12 protein-coding genes and 1 pseudogene are annotated in these 17570 nt (G+C 45.8%); 2 read left to right on the top strand and 11 right to left on the bottom strand.

The features are described from left to right. Positions 1–63: 63 nt before the first annotated feature. From AEA42_RS12040 to AEA42_RS12020, 5 genes are all read right to left on the bottom strand, one after another. On the bottom strand, positions 64–765 hold the full coding sequence (locus AEA42_RS12040) for a DUF3581 family protein (protein ID WP_037421914.1): 702 nt from the start codon (positions 763–765) through the stop codon (positions 64–66). A gap of 154 nt (positions 766–919) precedes the next feature. Next, positions 920–1150: a hypothetical protein gene (locus AEA42_RS12035; RefSeq protein ID WP_037421910.1), complete on the bottom strand. Its 231-nt coding sequence runs from the start codon at positions 1148–1150 to the stop codon at positions 920–922. A gap of 92 nt (positions 1151–1242) precedes the next feature. Then, complete coding sequence (locus tag AEA42_RS12030) at positions 1243–1653, bottom strand: DUF2391 family protein (RefSeq protein WP_055647846.1); 411 nt, start codon at positions 1651–1653, stop codon at positions 1243–1245. Between the two features lie 67 nt (positions 1654–1720). After that, complete coding sequence (locus AEA42_RS12025) at positions 1721–3499, bottom strand: sel1 repeat family protein (RefSeq protein WP_055647845.1); 1779 nt, start codon at positions 3497–3499, stop codon at positions 1721–1723. A 109-nt stretch (positions 3500–3608) separates the two neighbouring features. Beyond that, positions 3609–4937: a leucine-rich repeat-containing protein kinase family protein gene (locus AEA42_RS12020; RefSeq protein WP_055647844.1), complete on the bottom strand. Its 1329-nt coding sequence runs from the start codon at positions 4935–4937 to the stop codon at positions 3609–3611. A gap of 348 nt (positions 4938–5285) precedes the next feature. On the opposite strand from AEA42_RS12020, the gene AEA42_RS12015 reads away from it, so the two are divergent. Further along, the gene (locus tag AEA42_RS12015; protein WP_055647843.1) at positions 5286–6722 is read left to right on the top strand and encodes a LysM peptidoglycan-binding domain-containing protein; all 1437 of its coding nucleotides are present in this window, start codon (positions 5286–5288) and stop codon (positions 6720–6722) included. 77 nt (positions 6723–6799) lie between these two features. Here AEA42_RS12015 and AEA42_RS12010 read toward each other — a convergent pair whose 3' ends face one another. Next, the gene (locus tag AEA42_RS12010; RefSeq protein ID WP_055647842.1) at positions 6800–8161 is read right to left on the bottom strand and encodes a DUF4397 domain-containing protein; all 1362 of its coding nucleotides are present in this window, start codon (positions 8159–8161) and stop codon (positions 6800–6802) included. 369 nt (positions 8162–8530) lie between these two features. On the opposite strand from AEA42_RS12010, the gene AEA42_RS12005 reads away from it, so the two are divergent. Next, the gene (locus AEA42_RS12005) at positions 8531–11248 is read left to right on the top strand and encodes a DEAD/DEAH box helicase (RefSeq protein WP_055647841.1); all 2718 of its coding nucleotides are present in this window, start codon (positions 8531–8533) and stop codon (positions 11246–11248) included. 17 nt (positions 11249–11265) lie between these two features. Here AEA42_RS12005 and yidZ read toward each other — a convergent pair whose 3' ends face one another. From yidZ to AEA42_RS11980, 5 genes and pseudogenes are all read right to left on the bottom strand, one after another. Further along, on the bottom strand, positions 11266–12231 hold the full coding sequence (gene yidZ / locus AEA42_RS12000) for an HTH-type transcriptional regulator YidZ (RefSeq protein WP_055647840.1): 966 nt from the start codon (positions 12229–12231) through the stop codon (positions 11266–11268). Continuing rightward, the gene (locus tag AEA42_RS11995; RefSeq protein WP_055647865.1) at positions 12206–13396 is read right to left on the bottom strand and encodes an MFS transporter; all 1191 of its coding nucleotides are present in this window, start codon (positions 13394–13396) and stop codon (positions 12206–12208) included. Before AEA42_RS11995 ends, yidZ begins: the two co-directional genes overlap by 26 nt. Positions 13397–13596: 200 nt before the next feature. After that, a complete protein-coding gene (locus AEA42_RS11990) occupies positions 13597–16428 on the bottom strand; it encodes a M16 family metallopeptidase (protein WP_055647839.1) in 2832 nt (943 codons plus the stop codon). A 284-nt stretch (positions 16429–16712) separates the two neighbouring features. Further along, entirely contained in the window at positions 16713–17186 is a 474-nt protein-coding gene (locus tag AEA42_RS11985) for a hypothetical protein (RefSeq protein ID WP_231640386.1), read from the bottom strand. Between the two features lie 58 nt (positions 17187–17244). Further along, a pseudogene (locus AEA42_RS11980) lies at positions 17245–17442 on the bottom strand (hypothetical protein); the annotation flags it as partial. Between the last annotated feature and the right edge of the window lie 128 nt (positions 17443–17570).

Here is a 17570-nt window from a genome sequence, read left to right as displayed (position 1 = left end):
CACTGTTTATCCCCAATTATCTCGCCCTAGTGACCTGACCGATAAAGCGGGCCTTAGATCAAATTAAAACTCGGTTTTTCGCCCTTCGTAGGCAGCACACATCTGCTGCATTTGCGCCTCTTCGTAGGGGCGAAGGCCACTCATCACTAAGGTTTTAATTCCGGTACCAACTAAGATATCGCCGCTGTGCAGTTCAAAGTGCAGCGTCACATCGCCACGCTTGCCATCAATCTTAAGCTCTTGTTCTACAAGCGATAGGTTTACTTCAACAAAGTCGAGTGTCGTCAAGTCGAATGACATACTTTCGTAGATTACTAAGGGACGCTCAGGATTGATCATCACTTGATGTTGTTTCATCAAGGGCATCAGAATGTCGATAAAATTGTGTCCCGAGAAGGCCACATAATTACGAATAAAAGATTCGGTTTGTGCATCACAACGGCTAGCATCACCTTGGCGAGTGACATGTAAATAGGTTTTATCGCGGTTATCGCAAATCGAAAAGCTATCGTTCACTTGTTCAGGAAATTGCAGCTCAACCCCATCACCGACCATGCCAGCAAAGGTAAACTTCATGCTTTGGCTTAGCCCATACTGGGTTAAGACTAAGGCAAATAACAAATCGCCAGGCACACAAAAACGTTTTGCGCCCACATCGTGGATAGGGTTAAAGTCTTGAGCGATTTTTTTAGCGAAGTCACTGGCTTGTTGTGCAGAAACAGAAATTGATTGATTTTGCTTTGAAAAATAAGGCGATAGAAACATATTCACTCGATCTTTAATGGCTCAATATTGGGCTAATAACATAATTGTCACGAGTCTACCTCAGTTTTGGCATTTCACTCACCCGATGACTTAAGCAACCAGATACAAGCTAGAGTCATGGCACTCGGCTGTACCATGACCATATTTGTTAGGACTAGACTCGCTTAAATTCACGCTTTAATTGAAAACTCTCATCGGTCACTAGCTGCTCTAATACTTCAACCCGTTCGCGAAGTTTATCAAGTTCAATATGTAACAACTGGTTATCTGCCTGAAGCTTATTATTGGCAGAACTACCGCGCTCGCGGATTTTCATAATCGCGACCGCATATCCTCCCACAATGGCAAAAATCGGGATAAGTAATGCAAGGGTTGCTGGGTTCATAATGCGTCCTTTTACAATCGAGCTATTGGGTTCCAGTATGAGCAACATAACCTAAATGCACCAGTGACAAAAGTCATGACATCAGCCCAAACTTATTCCTTATCAAAGCTATCTACTACAATCGCTCCCATAGAAGCGGGCATGCTAATCACAATAATCCGTTTAAAGGAAGTCATGGTGTCGTCAATTAAGGGCAATTTATCGAGACACAAGAGCACTAAACTGACGACACAAGCACTTATCAAATAGGCAATAATAATCCGGAAAATAAATACCGGCAGGCGGTGACGAATATTCTGTTGGAACACACTCTGGTAAGTAAACGCTCCGAGAAACAGCAACGACAAACCAAATAACATCAGCAAATTCAGTAGTGGTAAGGTTTCTCCGAGTTGCCATGCCTCTTCAGAAAAACCGATGGGCACTGCGAGCGCAAAGGCACCTACACACACTTGAATCGCATCTTCGGTATTAAAATGATAGGTATCAAATTGAAAAGCCATAGCTTAATCTCCCTGTCTTGCCTATGACTTGAATAAGCCTGTTATCGAGTTATCCCTGTTAACTTAGCTACAGGCGCTCTTCAAGGGATTTGAGTCTTTCTTTCGCTTGAGCGGCATAATCATTTGAAAAACGCTCAGCCAATACGAGACTTTGCTGGTACAGGATTTGTGCACGCTTAGGATCGGCATCGCCGCCCTCTCCAGCATCGAGTAAACTGGCCAATTGAAAATAAGCCTTACCAAGCACATCTTGTTGAATACCTTGCTTTTCACCTTGAGAGGCAACCTTATCAAGCCAATAACGAGCTCTTTGTGGGTTACGCTGCGCTGGTTTCAATAAGATATCGGCATATTCTGCGGCAGCATACAAATCCCGCTCGGCGGCAATCTCCCAAAACTCTTGGCTTTGTTCAAAATCCTCTAGCCAATAATAGTAATCACTGGCAGCGCTAAGGGCCAAAGCGGGGTCAGCCTGCACACTCAAGCGATAATTGGCTAATGCCGCCGCTGCATCATGGTAGGGCGACCAAGGCAATACTTGGTAGAGAGCCATCATACTCATAGCCTCTGGCACACCTTGACTAACCAACTGTTTTAACTGCTCCCAAGCCTTAACTTCTGCGCTTTTTGCCTCGGCGGTATTTGACTTGCCTTGCAGTATGGTCTCAAAGGGCTTACGAATAAGTGCCATTTTGGCATCCATATCCCCAAGCCTAGCCGCACGTTGTAACCAATATTGGCTCTGCTCAACCTCCCCCGCATAGGCGGCCTGTGATTGCATCCACTGAATAGCAATTAAGTCATCACCCTCGGCCGCCTCTCGATAGAATTTACGCGCTTTTTCTTTATCCTGCGCCAGTGCATGACCTGCCCAATAGATGTGCGCTAGCAATCGCTTATCTTCGGCCTTGGTGCTTGCGCTTAAGGTATTGAGCATAGATTCAGGCTTACCATCGGCATAGAGATGCACATCTCCACGCGGATAACGATATTCGGTACCATCGGGGTAATGCACCGAAATATCGTCAGCTTGGCGCCACACATTCACTTGATAATCAGGCAAAACCTCTGGATTAAACTGCACCCGCAGCACAGCCTCTTTATCGAAACGCACCATTTGCGTTGCACTGCTCGACCATAAACTGCTGGTCGACTGCAAATTACTCTTAAGCTTTACCTCAAAGGGGCTATCTGTTTTGGGGCTATAGATAACCACTGGGTAATACACAGGATTAAGGGTAAGCGGTAACGCGGCAACCAGATTAGTATCTTCTTCACTGCCAGCATGTATCGGTTCGATAGTTAGCTCTTGGCTTAAATAAAATCCATCATGGGGCGAGGCTTTGGCCGGTGGCTCGCTCGATGTTAATAATGGTGACGTATGTAAATAGTTATCTTTTAATGACTTAACCCTTTGCCATATGGGATGACTTGGCATCAAGTTAAGGTCAAGGACTAAGTCCTCCAACTGCCAATCGCAATCTCCGCCCCCTTGCAAGGCTAACGTAAGGGTGAATGGTTTAGCGACAGCGCCACTTTCAAGCGATTGACGCAATACCGAGCTTTTATTCAGTGTGGCGCGATAGGGATTAGCAATATCACCATTCGGGAAACGGATTTCTTTACGGGTACAAACAGAGGAAGTGTAATAGCCCACAAGTTCTAGTTGGGTATGAGCAGGTAAACTCCCCATAAACTCAAAACGCTGTGCATTCTTGGGTGGTGTAGTTTGGTCAACAGGCAACTCTCGCTGCCACAGGCTATCCCAAAATCCCGCCCAAACGGGCGCTGAGAGAAACGAGCTTAAGCATAAGCTTAGCCAAACCAGTTTTGAAATAGAACTCATAATGCCAGCTCTCCATTGCTGATGAGATTTAGTCGCTCTTGAATAAATGTCTCTGCGTTGGTTTTCACCCCATGATCCCTTGCATTTGCTGCATGCCACATACGTAAACTTAGCGCAGTGCAGCTAATGTCTTCACGATATCACTAAAGCGTGGGCGACAAGATAACGCCGGCTGCATACAGTGTGCTTTTAACTGCCGCAGTTGAACTCGCAGCGCGTCGTCTTCATCGTTATCGGCAAAGGGTAATAAGTCATCAAGTAAACACCCTAGGGCGCGCACCTCAATAGCCTCCATGGCATCACGTTCCGATGTAGGCAATTTTGCTAAGTTTGAGGCGGCGCCAAAGTCACCGAACAACAGCGCCATTTGCTGATTAACCATCATATTATGGGCATAGACATCACCATGGCTCACTTGCTTCCCGTGCATATGCGCTAGGGTGTCAGCTAATTGCAAAGCGATTTCAGTTATGCCCTTCAGGCTAAATTCGGTCCCCGCTTTAAAGGTGTCTCGGGTACAAGTCGCTAGAGATGGCGGTAAACCTAAGTTACTAAATCCTTGAGGAATCAGTTCCATCACTAAACCAAGTTGATCCTGTTGACTGATATGCGCTAAGACTTTGATGAGATTTGGATGTGCGCCCGTAGTTAAACAACAATCCAGCTCATCGGCAGGATAGCCATCACTGGTCACCTCTCCCTTAAATAACTTAACCGCAATATGTTCGCACCCAGTAGCAGCCACCATAGCAGGATTTAACCAACGACCTTGGTAAATAATGCCAGAAGCCCCTTCACCGAGTTTTTCACCGAGCTCAATGTCCGCTAATGTCACATTTGGCATACTCGCCACATCGGCATGGGGATCAACCAAGGTATGGCTAAAGGGATTACCCGCAAACGCCAGCCAAGTGAGTTTGGGTAGCTTAAGCACCCAGCTTGGAAGCGCTTGCAGTTGATTAGCCGACAAACGAACTAATTCTAAGTTATGGCATTGGGCCATAGATGCGGGCAGCGAAGTTAAGCGATTACCTGCCAAGGCTAATTTTTGCAGACGATGCAACTGCCCCATGCGCTCGGGCAAGGCGGTGATTTGGTTATCCGTTAAAATCAACCAGCGGGTTTGTGGGGGCAACGATGCCTCTGGCACAACACGAATTTGGTTAGCCTTAAAGCCAATCATCTCCAATTTGGGGCACTGACCTAACACTTCTGGCAGCACTTCAAAGCGGTTATTGGAGGCAAACAAAATCTTTAGATGGGTTAAACGATATAAATCATCGGGCAGTGAACTTAACTGGTTATTGGATAAATCGAGGATCTCCAGCGTATCGGCTAAATCAAAGATTTCCTGCGGAAACTCAGTGAGGTTTTCAACCAACTGTAATCGAGTAACCCCTTGTAATTGTCCTGCTTTTAACTGCGTTAACGTCTGCACTCTCTAACCCACATCAATGAAAAATCGCTGCTATGTTAGCTTATTTAGTGGTAAATCTAAATGTGACCTAGGTGGTCAAATTATCAGCAAAGCTATCCAGAAACCGCAAAACAGATTAGCATGTGCAACATTATCTATACCCAAGCAACCTAAAGATATCAGTTTCAGAGCGCCTAGGGTGCTCTCATTCAAGGTGCATCAAGGACAAATGTCGACCACATTTTGAATTGCTGCAATACAGAAATGGCGTACACAAACACTCCGTTTCGGCAGTCTTAAACACAGAAGCCTGCATCGAGTTAGGCTGTTTGGGTATAACGCCAAGTTAGCAAAAATGACAGGATAATCATGCGGAAAACCTTTCGCCAACCGAGTGCATTAGCAGTGCTAATGATCGCCATGTTGACAGCCCAACTCAGTGGCTGTGCGACAACGTCGGCGCAAACCTCGCCCATGGAATTTGCCACCACAGCCCCAGAAGCTGAAGGTGATAGCGGAGATACCACACAATCTCATCATGATAAAAAAGAGGTTGTCGACGAGCGCTATGCCGATGTATGGGAGAAAATTCAACACGCCCGTACTATTGATGTGCATGACGATGCAGAAGTGCGCAAACAGCGTAACTTTTTCGATGACAAGCAAAAGTTTATGACTCAGGTGACCCAGCGTGCCGAGCCATTTTTATACTATATTGTGAGTCAACTCGAAGCCCGCAATATGCCACTAGAACTGGCACTATTACCAATTGTCGAAAGTGGTTATAACCCGCTGGCGCAAGCAAATGGCCCCGCCGGACTTTGGCAAATGATCCCCGCTACGGGCCGAAACTTTGGCCTAACGATCAACTCAGCCTACGATGGTCGCAAAGATGCATTGGCCTCGACCGATGCCGTACTCGACTATTTGCAGCACTTACACGACACCTTAGGTAACGACTGGATTAACGCCGTTGCGGGCTACAACAGTGGCGAATTAGTGATTAAAGCCGCTATCGATAGAAACAAAGCTAAAGGCAAACCTACGGATTTCTGGTCGCTGAATATTCCTGCTCGCCAAGTACAAACCGTGCCTAAGTGGCTGGCATTTATCCAAATTATCCGCGCCCCAAGCCATTACAATCTCAAAGTAATGCCGATTGCCAATCGCCCATTTTTGGAACGCTTACCCGCGCCCAATGGCGTTGAAATAAGCCAAATCGCCAATGCTGCGGGGCTCACTAAAGCGGAGTTCAAAACCTATAACCCTGGATACCGTCAAAACGTGATCCCCAGTAAAGGCAAATACCAAATTGCCCTGCCGATTGAAAACATTGGCCACTATCAAGAAAATCAGCACAAGCTCTATGCTCAAAAACGTTACGACAGCCAAACTTATATCGTGAAATCCGGTGATAGCTTAGGTTCGATCGCAGCTAGATTTGATTTATCAGTCAAAGAGTTAAAACAGGCAAATAATCTGACCTCTGATCGCCTAAAAGTCGGCCAAGAGCTCACGCTATTAACGCCAATGGCGGCTAATGATAATGAGCCAGAGCCCGCAAAAGCTAAGGCTAAAACAGACAAATCATCGACCAAAGCGAATGCGAGTAGCACTAAAGCCGCCACCTCAAAATCGACCGATAAACCAGCGGCTAAAGCCAAAACCTACAAAGTAAAATCAGGGGATTCACTGGATAAAATCGCGCGTAAAAACAAGGTGAAACTCGCCGATTTAATGAAGTGGAACCAGCTCAATGCCAAGAGCATTATTAAACCCGGCCAAGAGCTAAAACTGTCAGAATAGAGACTGTTAATACGAAAAAGCACTACCTAGGTAGTGCTTTTTTATTGTCCAATTTATTTACAGCTCAACCGCTGCGATTAAAGCTTAACTAGGTTATAGCCAAAGCTAGTTGAGGCATCCTTATTCAGCACCATAGTGACGTTGTCTTGATTATTAAAATCGATCATATCAGAGGCGTAAACCACCGTTTTTGAGCCATTTTCGACCGAGATGACCTTGATAGAATACTCACCTTTAGGCACCACTAATGATTGCGGTGCTGTCGGATTAACCGCACTGATCTTATAGGTTGCCGTATCAATAGTGTCGTTCGCCTTTAAAAAGTACAAAGTAAGGTTACTCTTATCGGCAAAACTCACGATATCGAACTTGAAGCTGTAGGGACTTGGCGTTTGAGTTTGTTTCATCTCCATCGCCTTCACTTGGCTGCCCTGCTCGTAAATAAAGATGGTTTTAATATCATCTTGATTAAGGGTGATCAGCACATTATCGAGCAATTTCGCTTGGCTAGTATGGTCAAATACGCTCACGCCAAAGTCATTAAACTCGGCGCCTTTATAGGCCGTTACGCCAAAGGGAGCCACATTGCTAAATAGCGCTTCTTGTTTACTACTCACCACTTTCACATCAACATTATGTGTGGCCAAGCCATTGAACACTCTAAAATCAACACTGCTTTCGAGGGCGACATGGTTACGCACATTGGTGGTAGAATCGACGCTGTCTAAACTGATTTTAGCCGCTGATGCGCCAAAGCTTTCCCTTAAAATCAACTTATAGGGCACCTTGGTTTTAAAGTTAATGCTCGCCGTGGTATAGCTGATATTGGTCGTACCCGCCGCGGTCAGATAAATTTTGTAGTCGCCCGTATCCAAAATTTGTGGCGTTGAAACCTCACCATAGGAAACGCTGCCAAGCATCACCGCATCAGCAAAGCCTTTATCCGCTTTGGCAATATACGCATCGTAAGCAGGTGCATTGGTTGCGGTATGGGCAATCAACAACTGCATTTTGCTCTTGTCTGCCTCGGCATTTTGTTTATCAAGCTCGGTGCGCGAGTAATTGATATTCAAAAGGGCTGGCGAGGCAAAATCCCCATGTAATACAAAGAAATGGTCGGTTGCCGTTTTTAAATCGATATTCTCTTTATAGAGTGAAATATCTTTATTTGCCGCATCCTTACCCATCACCTCGACAGCACTCACGCCGGGAGTTGATGTAAAGCGTGGCATCGCATCGGCGTAACTCACACTTTCATAGGTTTTATCGCCAATCTTCAGCGCGGTATCAGTGCTGCCAACTGTCGCGTTGTAAAATTGCACATAGGTATCGGTTTTGGAGGTATCCTCATCCTTGTTATTATCGGAGCCACCGCAAGCAGTAACCCCTAAACAGGCGAAGGTCATTACTGCGAATCCTTTGAGTTTATTGTTAAGCATTGTATCCCTCATTTGCAGACAAAATTTCAGTTCAGTCTACGCAGTTATACAATGACAACAATGGCAATTTCCACTCAAAACAAAAACAAATATTTTACAAACTCAAACACTTAACAAACATTTCAGCAACCAAGCCAATATTGATACAAATCACATTTTTCGAGCGCTGAATTGATACAAATACCTTTTGCGATACGTTTACTTACAACTCAAATAACTTCTTTTACGCTAAAAATTATTTGGCTTTAAGCACAGACGTTCGGACTTTAACCTACTTTGGCTCCATCCCAAGATACGCGACAACCTTGTTCGTCTTATACGATTGGGTTACTCTCGCATCGCCAATTAAGCCTTAGGGATGGATAGGGTTTGCAAGGGATTCTTAACTACTACAAACAGTGTTTTCAACACGATAGTGCTGAAATTAACCTTTGGTCTAGCCACAAACTTGCTGAGCAAGAAAAGCTATTGCTCCAAGGTGAAGACGAGTTAAGCAGTGGCTTTCTGCCTCGCTTGCCGGTGCTATTTGCTCCCGCCTCGGCATTAATGGCGCGTAGTGCCTTGTATCTACGAGAAAAAGTATTATTGCACTGTTGTCTGTTTTTCTGTGGCACTGTCGAGCTTAATGGCGAAAAACGTAAAGTCGTCACGCCATTGCTGTACCGCGAATGCCAATTGCAGGCCGATGGCGATAGCATTTACCTCGAATCTAATCACAGCTTCTCTGGCGGCGGGCTATTCACCATCAACGAAGCCCTGTTAGAAAAATTAGTCGTTGAGGGACACAGCTTAAGTCAAGAGCTACGCGATAATCCAACGGATGTCAGTGGCTGGATAGCTTGGCTGCGGGCAGGCCAAGCCGATGTTGATACCAGTCATTTATTGCATTTTCCCAAGCTGATCGATGAGGCTGAATTCACTGGCTTATGCCGTAAACGTGGGCAGTTTATGGTTAGTCGCAGCCAAATTATTCTTGCAGAGCGTTCGCAGGCCAGTCGCGGCATATTGCACAAACTCGACAATCTCATTACAGCACCCTCACTCTCTGCGCCGCTTCAAGCGCTATTTGAGCAAGCGCCAACTCGAGATTCAGTTAATCACAATGTCGACACCCAAGAAGCTTATCTTCCAGGGCTATTAAGCCGCGCGCAAATTCAAGCCTTAAAGGTGGCGGCCAATCAAACTTTGGGGCAGATATCGGGCCCACCGGGAACGGGTAAAAGTTACACCATAGCCACAGTGGCGGCGGAGCAGGTATTAAGGGGTAAATCGGTACTTATCGTCGCCCACACCGACGTTGCCGTTGATGTGATTGCCGACAAGTTGCAGCAGCAATTCCAGCTTGGGAGCAGTCTTATTCGAGCTGGCTCGCCGCAGTTTATTAAAGTCCTTAAAAACCAGATAGATGAAATGCTCCATGGCCAGCATCCAGCGACTGATGAAACCATCTCGGATAGATTGCTATTAAGTGCAAAACAGCAACTTAATACTGTGACTCGCGAGCAAACTAAAATGGAAGCCGGTTTTATACACCATTGCCGCCACGCCATACGTCGCGGCCAAAAACTGGCGACCTTACAACAAGGACAATCGCGCTGGCGCTTAGGATTTTACAACTGGGCTTACCGTGCAGGTATCAAAAGGTTTGCCCAGCAATGGGATGTGCTCGATAAATTAACGGCCCTCATCGCCCAAAAAGAAGACTTAAGCCTCAAATACTTACAATTAGCCACTCACTATCGATTAAACCAATTACTCAAACATAAGCGCAGTACGCTGGTGAGTTTTGCCAGTGCACTTCGCGCTCGGCAGTCCGCTAAGCAACTCGACGGTTTCGACAAAACGGATTTTGATGCCTTAAAGCAAACCTTTCCCATTTGGTTATCGAGCCTTGCCAGCTTGCATAAAGTGCTGCCCATGGAGCAGCAAATGTTTGATCTAGTCATTATTGATGAAGCCACTCAAGCCAATATTGCCGCCTGTTTACCGGCCTTACAGCGGGCAAAAGCGGCACTGGTGGTGGGCGACAGCAAACAACTGCGCCATTTCTCGTTTTTATCCCGCGCAAAACAAACCCAAATCCAGACCCAACTTGGACTTGCTGCGGATTGCCGCGGCCTAATGAGCTACCGTGATGCCAGTATGCTCGACTTAGTATCGCAATCCCTTGCGAGCCAATCCCAAGTGGTATTTTTAAATGAGCATTTTCGGAGTAAACCTGAGCTGATCCAATTTAGTAATCAGCAGTTTTATCAAGGTATGCTGAAGATTATGCAGCACAGACCCTGCACAAGTTCAGGGCACTTACACCGAGTCCAGGTGACTGGCAGCCGTGATAGTAAAGGAATTAACGCCATAGAAGCGGAGGCATTAATTGAAAAGTTAGCTCAACTGATTGATGAACAAGAGAATGCATTAGTGCCCGCCAGCATTGGTGTACTCTCTTGTTTTCGCAATCAGACGGAGTATTTATCCCAGCAGATCCTCGCACGCTTTAGCACGCAGCAAATAGAACGTCATCAATTACGGATTGCCACGCCCTTTGGTTTTCAAGGGGAAGAGCGCGATATTATGCTGCTGTCGTTTAGCATTACGGCCAACGACAGCCGCGCCGCCGTGTATTTAAATCGCGAAGATATGTTCAATGTCGCCATCACCCGCGCTAAACAAATGCAGTGGCTATTTTTATCGGTACAAGCGCATGAGCTCCCCAACAATAATTTACTGGCAACTTACTTAGCATCGGCGGGCCAATTTCAAGCGGCACATAATTATGTCGATGCCCTCGATAGCTTCGGCCAGTCGGTGGCACTCGCGATTGAAGAAAAAGGCATAACAGTCTGGCGCGCCTACCATATGGCAGGGCTAGAACTGGATATTCTGTGCCGCTATGGTAACCAATATTTAGCAATAGATTTAATCGGTTACCCAGGGCCATGGGCGGACTTTTTCGATATTGAACTGTATAAACTGTTACAGCGCGCAGGGATTAAACTTATCCCCGTCAGCTACGGATTATGGTGTCAGCAGCAAGAATTGTGCATCCAATATATTTGCCAGCAATTGGGTATAAACCAACCGAGTTAATGCTGCAAATAACAGCCTTAATCACACCCACGCGGCTGATAAATCGCTTTTATCTTGCTTCGCAGCCAAGTGATTTTGGGGTTGTGGCTGTTTCTCTTATGCCAAATCAAGGTAAAAGGAATGGCGAGTTTATTAAGATATTCGCCACTTATCGGGATTGGGCGAGTGACTAAGTCAGGGTGTAATTGGCGGGCATATTGCTCACAATATTGCGGCGCTATTGCCAGCATGCTGTGGTGAGGCTCTGCCGCGACAAACAGTGACTGCTCAAAACTGGCCAAGGTCAGCACAATATTGCGACTTAACCCAAGCTCAATAAGCACATCATCTAAGGCCCAGGTTTCGCTCTTTTCCCACAAGATATTGATATGCGGGTATTTTAAGAAAGTGTCTACATTCCACTCTTCCTGCAAGGCGGGATGATCGCGGCGTAAATACACCTGAGGAAGATCGGTAAATAAAACCTCAAAATCGATAAAATAAGGCAATAAATCAAGGGACTCCTTGGAGCGAGGATGACTTTCTCGGCCAGTAAAACCTATGTCAGCCTCACCGCGAATAATGGCCTCTAGTGAATCATAATCCCAATTTCGCACCTTCACTTTTGCATCAGGGTAGTGTTGGTAAATCGCCTGCGTTAATTGATTAAGCATAATGAGCGATAAAGGTGACTCAAGCATTAGCTCAAAACTGAGCCCTTTCGCCATATCATCCCCGCGCTTGCCCATAAGCTGTTTGCCCCTTTGCAACCAATCGGCTAAGTCTTGCTCCATGCTTTGGGCTAATGGCGTTAACTGCAATCCCTGGGGCGTTTTAATGAATAGTGGGTCGTCAAACCAATCGCGCAATTTCGCCAAGGATTTACTCACGGTCGATGGCGTCACATTGAGCTTTTTAGCGGCCTTAGACACGCTCCGCTCCTGCGATAGCAGCTGAAAAGTAAACAACAGATTGAGGTCAAGCCGACTCAGGGATTTGCTCATTAACTACCATTTCCGACATTTTAGGTACCGCTAACATTAGCGTGATACTTACCAGCGCACCAACGCTGAGGATAGCTAATAATATATTAATCGCGCTCACTTCGAGCAGACCCATCACCCAAATATACAAAGCAGAAGTACACACTTGGGCAATCCCCAGTAATGAGCTAGCTACCCCAGCCCGAGCCACAAATGGACTAAGCGCCTGACTCATGGTCACCCCAAATCCAATTGAAAAACCAGAACAAACAAAAGCAAATCCTAAGAGATTGAATGAATGACTAACCCCGCCCAATTGAGTCAAGATAAACACTAAGGCGGCCGCAACGAATAACCCTTGGGAGAACAAAATTAATGATTTTTCTTTAAACTGGTTAAGCAAAAAGGGCGTCGAAAATGAGGCTAACATACTCACCAATGCCATCATTGCCATGGTATTGGAATATTCGCCACGGTCAAACCCCATCTGCCCCATAATCAGCATAGGAGACACATTCACATAGCTTAAAATCGTGGTCACACCTAAGGTCGTTATGACCACGCGACTGATAAAAAAGCCTTGTTTAAAGGATTCCTTTTGCACACTTGGCAAAGCTTGCGTGTGAAATGCTGCTTTAGAATGGGTTTCACGCAATACCAATAGACAAAGAGCGAATACCAGTAATCCCATCGCCGCCATAGTGTAAAACAGGCTAGGCCATGGAAACTTAAGCATGATTAAATGGCCAATCACAGGCGCGATCACAGGGATAATACAGGTCACGCCATTCACCATAGAGAGCACTTTGGATCGGCGTTTATCGTCTAAGACATCACGTAAAATCGCAAAAGCCACAACATAGCAACAACCCGCACCAATGCCTTGCGCAAAGCGCGCGATTAAAAACAAATCACTGGTTTGCGAACCCGCCGCAAAGTAGGAGGCTAGCGCGAACAGTAAGGCGCCAAAAAGTGTAATGGGTTTACGCCCAATCCTATCGGCTAAACTGCCCGCAAACAGCATAGTCGTAGCCATGCCCGCAAGATACACAGAAAAAGCAATGTGCAGCTGTGCTTCACTCGCCCCGAGTTCATTAGCAATTTGCGGCAACCCGACTAAGTACATATCTATCCCCGTCGGGTACATTAGGACTAAGCCAAAACTACATAAAAGATATCGAAACATCACATCACCACTCATATCACCACTCTACAAGAATATGGCGCTTAGCCTAATGTGAGTCTCGCTTAAGCGTAAGTGGCATTTTCGACAACGGTTATTTCCAATTGCGACCGATAAATATTTCAATCACCAATAAAAACCAAACCTCCTGTGACACGAGTATCACCGGAGGTAGGTCTTCAGATAAATTGCGGTTTAATGGCTCACGGAGCCGTGACGGGTGCAGGTATGGTTTCGATGGTTAAACGCTTATCATCCTTGAGGTATTTCTGCGCCAATTGGCTTAACTCGGCTGGGGTGATTTGCTGCACCAGTGCCAAGCGTTGATTAAAGGTCGCAAAACGCTCTGGCTGGGTTTGGGCGGTTGAGGCCAAATCTAACCAAAAGTTATTACTTTGCGGCGCCATCTGCATCCACTCCAGCACCGGCTGGCGGGCGCGATTGAGCAAATCCTCACTGATCCCCGAAGGCGTTTTGACTTGCTTAACTGCGACGGCGTAATACTTAGCCACTTCAGGCAACATAGCCTTAGTTGTCACGCTAAATAAGCCAAGATAACCATAACCCGTTGGGTTTAAGTCACTGTATGAAAATGCTGAGGGTGAATAACTCGCACCGGCTTTTTCGCGCACATTTTCTGTGAGTAGGATGTTTAGTACCTGCTCGAGCAAACCTAAACCCACCAGCTCACGGGGATTGCTCATATCCGTCGTCGGCCATACCTGCGCGAGCGCCGCCATATCGACTTGACCATAATGGGTCAGGCTCATTTGTGCCGGCACTTTGGGAAACACAGGTACGATAGTCTGCCCCTTAGGGATCGGCTGACGGGAAATCGCTCCTAAGGTTTGTGCAACCTCAGCAATGGCTTTGTCCTCATCAAAATCACCCACGATGGCCAGCTCAATCGCCCCTTGCTGCACCGCAGAATGGAAGCTGGGTGCGAGTTCAGTAAACTGACGCTTGAGGATTTCATCAGGGTTGCCGTAGCCATAACGTTTGTCGCCATTATGGGCAATTCGCGCAAATTGATTCGAAAACTCCAGTTGTGGATTGCTATGAATGCTCTGTTGCTCGGCAATCACTTGCTCACGGAATAACTGCTCGGCTTGCTTATCCATCCCCGGGTCGACTAGATAAGCCGTTAGTACACCTAATTGGGTGCGAAGCTCGGCAGCATTGGTGCTGATCTCGCCACCAAAACTCTGTTCACGCAAACTCAAGCCCACCGAGATATCTTGCCCAGCAAAAATATCCTGCAAACTGTCCCAATCGTGCAGCCCTAAACCGCCCTGCACAAAGGCGCTATTAAACAGGTAAGACAAACCATCTAGCTCGGGGAATGGCACCTCGCCAAAACCGATATTGAGACTTACCAGCGTCATCCCCTGATTAAAGGGGGTGGGTTTTACATTGAGGCGCACACCGTTAGCAAACTCTAGCTTACGGATCCCAGTTGCGGCATCGCGCTGATCGGCAACAATCTGCCCCGGCTCACCAAATTGACTATAGGCAAACTCGGCAATGCTCTTGGTTTCGGGCACTTTCACGACTTGCTTTTGGCTTGCGTTGTAGGCGGCTAAGAGTTGTTTTTCAATATTTTCAATGGGTTTGTTATTAGTTAGATACAGATAAGGCGTACCTTCCCAAGCCTGTTTAAACAGCTGTTGCAGTTTTTGCGGCGTGATACTCGGCATTAATTTTTCAAACAGCGCCAATTGCCATGCGGGTTCCACAGGCACACGTCGGCTCGCCACCGTATTCACTAGGCTTTCGGCAATATTGACGCTGTGGATGGTATTACTGCCAGCGGCACTGAGCTGATAGCCCTTGTGCATCCGCTTAAGTTGTTGGTCAATTTCCTGTTGGCTAAAACCAAATTCCAGCGCCTGACGCAGGGTTTGCTCTAATAGTCCAAGTCCTTGCTGCCAGTTGTTTTCCTGCGTCCCCAAGGTCATTTGCGTGCCATAGGCAATATCGTATTGTGGGCCGATTTGTAAGCTTACGCCGTATAAGCCTTGGCTGTGTAGCAACTGTGATTCTAAACGACGATACAAAATGCCGTGGGCAATATCTAATAACATCTCCTGCTCACGCATTGCAGGCGTATCTGGTTGCGGTGTTTGAGGTGTTAACATGCCTAACGAAACCGAGGTTTGCAGGCTTGGATCAAAAAATGCCGCCGCCTCAACAGCGGTTTTAGCCTGCACCACACCTATGGATTGTGCCTTAACCCCTGCAGCCTGCGGCGCGGCTTTCCAGTCGGTAAATTGCTGCTTAATCTTTTGCTCGATACGACCGACCTCGATATCACCCACCACGATTATGGTGGTGCGAGATGGCGTATAAAAACGCTGATAAAGGGACAATAACGTTTCACGATTTGCATTTTGAATGCTCGTCGCTTCCCCTACGGGAAAGCGCTGCGACAGCAAGGTTTGCGGCATTAAAAAGGCTAACTGGTGGCGATAGTTTTCTAAATCGGCACTACTGCGTTCACGCAGTTCAGACAAGACCACCGCCTTTTCGCGCTCGATAAGCGCGGGGTCAAGCAACAGATTACTGGCGATTTCGCGCATTAAAAACAAGGCGGTATCGACTTTATCTTGGCTATTGCTCGGTAAATTAAACTGATAAACCGTTTGCTGAAATTCAGTCACCGCATTGGTATCAGCCCCAAAACTTAAGCCTAAGCGTTGTAAGGTAGGGATCATCTCCCCCGCCTGGAGTCCCGTAGATCCATTAAACGCCATATGCTCTAAAAAATGCACCAGACCCTGCTCGGCATCCGTTTCCATCACCGAGCCTACATCCACCCGCATACGGACAATCACGGCTTGCTCTGGGGTTTTGTTGTTCACTAACAGGTAGTGCATCCCATTAGCAAGCGTGCCACTGTGCACTCGTTCGCTTAAGGGCAGGTTGGCCGACTCAGGCCATAGAGGCGCTTCAACCGCACTTAATGGTAAAGCCATGCAGATAAGGAACAGCCATAGCCATAGGCGTTTAAACTGGATTTTCTTGAAATTGCTCATAAAAATTCACTTTCTCTCCAACATTCGATTCATTAACCGGAGAAAATGCTTACCTCAATACTGATAAATTGACTTTTTACTATAACCACAAAAACGCTTTAAGTCACAAAATCAATACCTTACAGCGTACTTAAAATATCAAAAAACATGCATTAATAGAGAAAACGACATTAGAAATTGAAAGTATATGAGGGAAAACTCGTTGTTAACTTTATAAAAAGATATTCCTCTATCGCATATTGTTAATTCAGAACAGGCTTAATTAAAGCCTGTTCTATTCTAAATTAAGCTAGTCTGATTAACACAGTTAATGTATAGATAACCATAGCCCAATAAAAACCAAAAAGAACAATCCAAACCCAATTCAACCAAGTTAAACTTGAATTATCCTCGTAGTCTAAAGGTTCAAGCGCAAAGTTAATTGCTTTTTGAGCTTCATACAATGGATACAAAACGGCTAAAGGTATAACAATAGAAATTAAAATCAAAGATGTCGGTAAAGTCTCAATTTGATTGAGAACACTAGAGACTACGACAAGTAAAACGTAAGCTGTCGCCAAAGCAGAATAATTCCAACGATAACTTCTATTATCTTCTTTAATATATTCATTAACATAAACAAACAAAGAGTGTGTAAAAAATACCGTAAAAATGCATCGAGCAATTGGCCATACATCTAAATCATAATACTCTTTTAATGCCTGCCATTGCTTATAAAACCAGTATATTTGATATAGACCAAAGGTAGCAAAAAACATAATAACAAATTTAGCAAGTGAAACAGAGGGCGTTCAAAATTCTGTGTCAGGCTAATTTTTAAATTTCCAGCACGCTATCTAAACGTCCTTCAAAATAAATCGCTAACTGAGATAAACAAAGGCTCCAATTGTGGATTGGCATGGTCCATTTATCTGAGGCGTTTAATATGCCTGCGTAAAGTAGCTTCAACAAGCTATTTTCATTAGGAAAAGCACCTTTGGTTTTGGTGAGCTTTCTAAATTGGCGATGCACAGCCCTGAAGGATCCCCTCATAAATCAGCCATAGCATAGCCATATTTGAGCAACTGATTGGCGAATAATACCCAGGCCGCCAGCAATTCTTTCTCCGTGATTTGATAATCAGGCCGCCTGAGTACCTCCAA

The organism is Shewanella sp. Sh95 (assembly GCF_001308045.1).
GTDB lineage: Bacteria > Pseudomonadota > Gammaproteobacteria > Enterobacterales > Shewanellaceae > Shewanella > Shewanella xiamenensis.
Note: the sequence above shows the minus strand (reverse complement) of the source record. Positions and strands in the feature narration are given on the sequence as shown.

Excerpts from the sequence above, each read along its gene's own strand:
- AEA42_RS12035 (WP_037421910.1), bottom strand. The coding sequence starts at position 1,150 with ATGAACCCAGCAACCCTTGCATTACTTATCCCGATTTTTGCCATTGTG.
- AEA42_RS11990 (WP_055647839.1), bottom strand. The coding sequence starts at position 16,428 with ATGAGCAATTTCAAGAAAATCCAGTTTAAACGCCTATGGCTATGGCTG.
- AEA42_RS12030 (WP_055647846.1), bottom strand. The coding sequence starts at position 1,653 with ATGGCTTTTCAATTTGATACCTATCATTTTAATACCGAAGATGCGATT.
- AEA42_RS12015 (WP_055647843.1), top strand. The coding sequence starts at position 5,286 with ATGCGGAAAACCTTTCGCCAACCGAGTGCATTAGCAGTGCTAATGATC.
- AEA42_RS12010 (WP_055647842.1), bottom strand. The coding sequence starts at position 8,161 with ATGCTTAACAATAAACTCAAAGGATTCGCAGTAATGACCTTCGCCTGT.
- AEA42_RS12025 (WP_055647845.1), bottom strand. The coding sequence starts at position 3,499 with ATGAGTTCTATTTCAAAACTGGTTTGGCTAAGCTTATGCTTAAGCTCG.
- yidZ (WP_055647840.1), bottom strand. The coding sequence starts at position 12,231 with ATGAGCAAATCCCTGAGTCGGCTTGACCTCAATCTGTTGTTTACTTTT.
- AEA42_RS11985 (WP_231640386.1), bottom strand. The coding sequence starts at position 17,186 with ATGTTTTTTGCTACCTTTGGTCTATATCAAATATACTGGTTTTATAAG.
- AEA42_RS12040 (WP_037421914.1), bottom strand. The coding sequence starts at position 765 with ATGTTTCTATCGCCTTATTTTTCAAAGCAAAATCAATCAATTTCTGTT.
- AEA42_RS11995 (WP_055647865.1), bottom strand. The coding sequence starts at position 13,396 with ATGTTTCGATATCTTTTATGTAGTTTTGGCTTAGTCCTAATGTACCCG.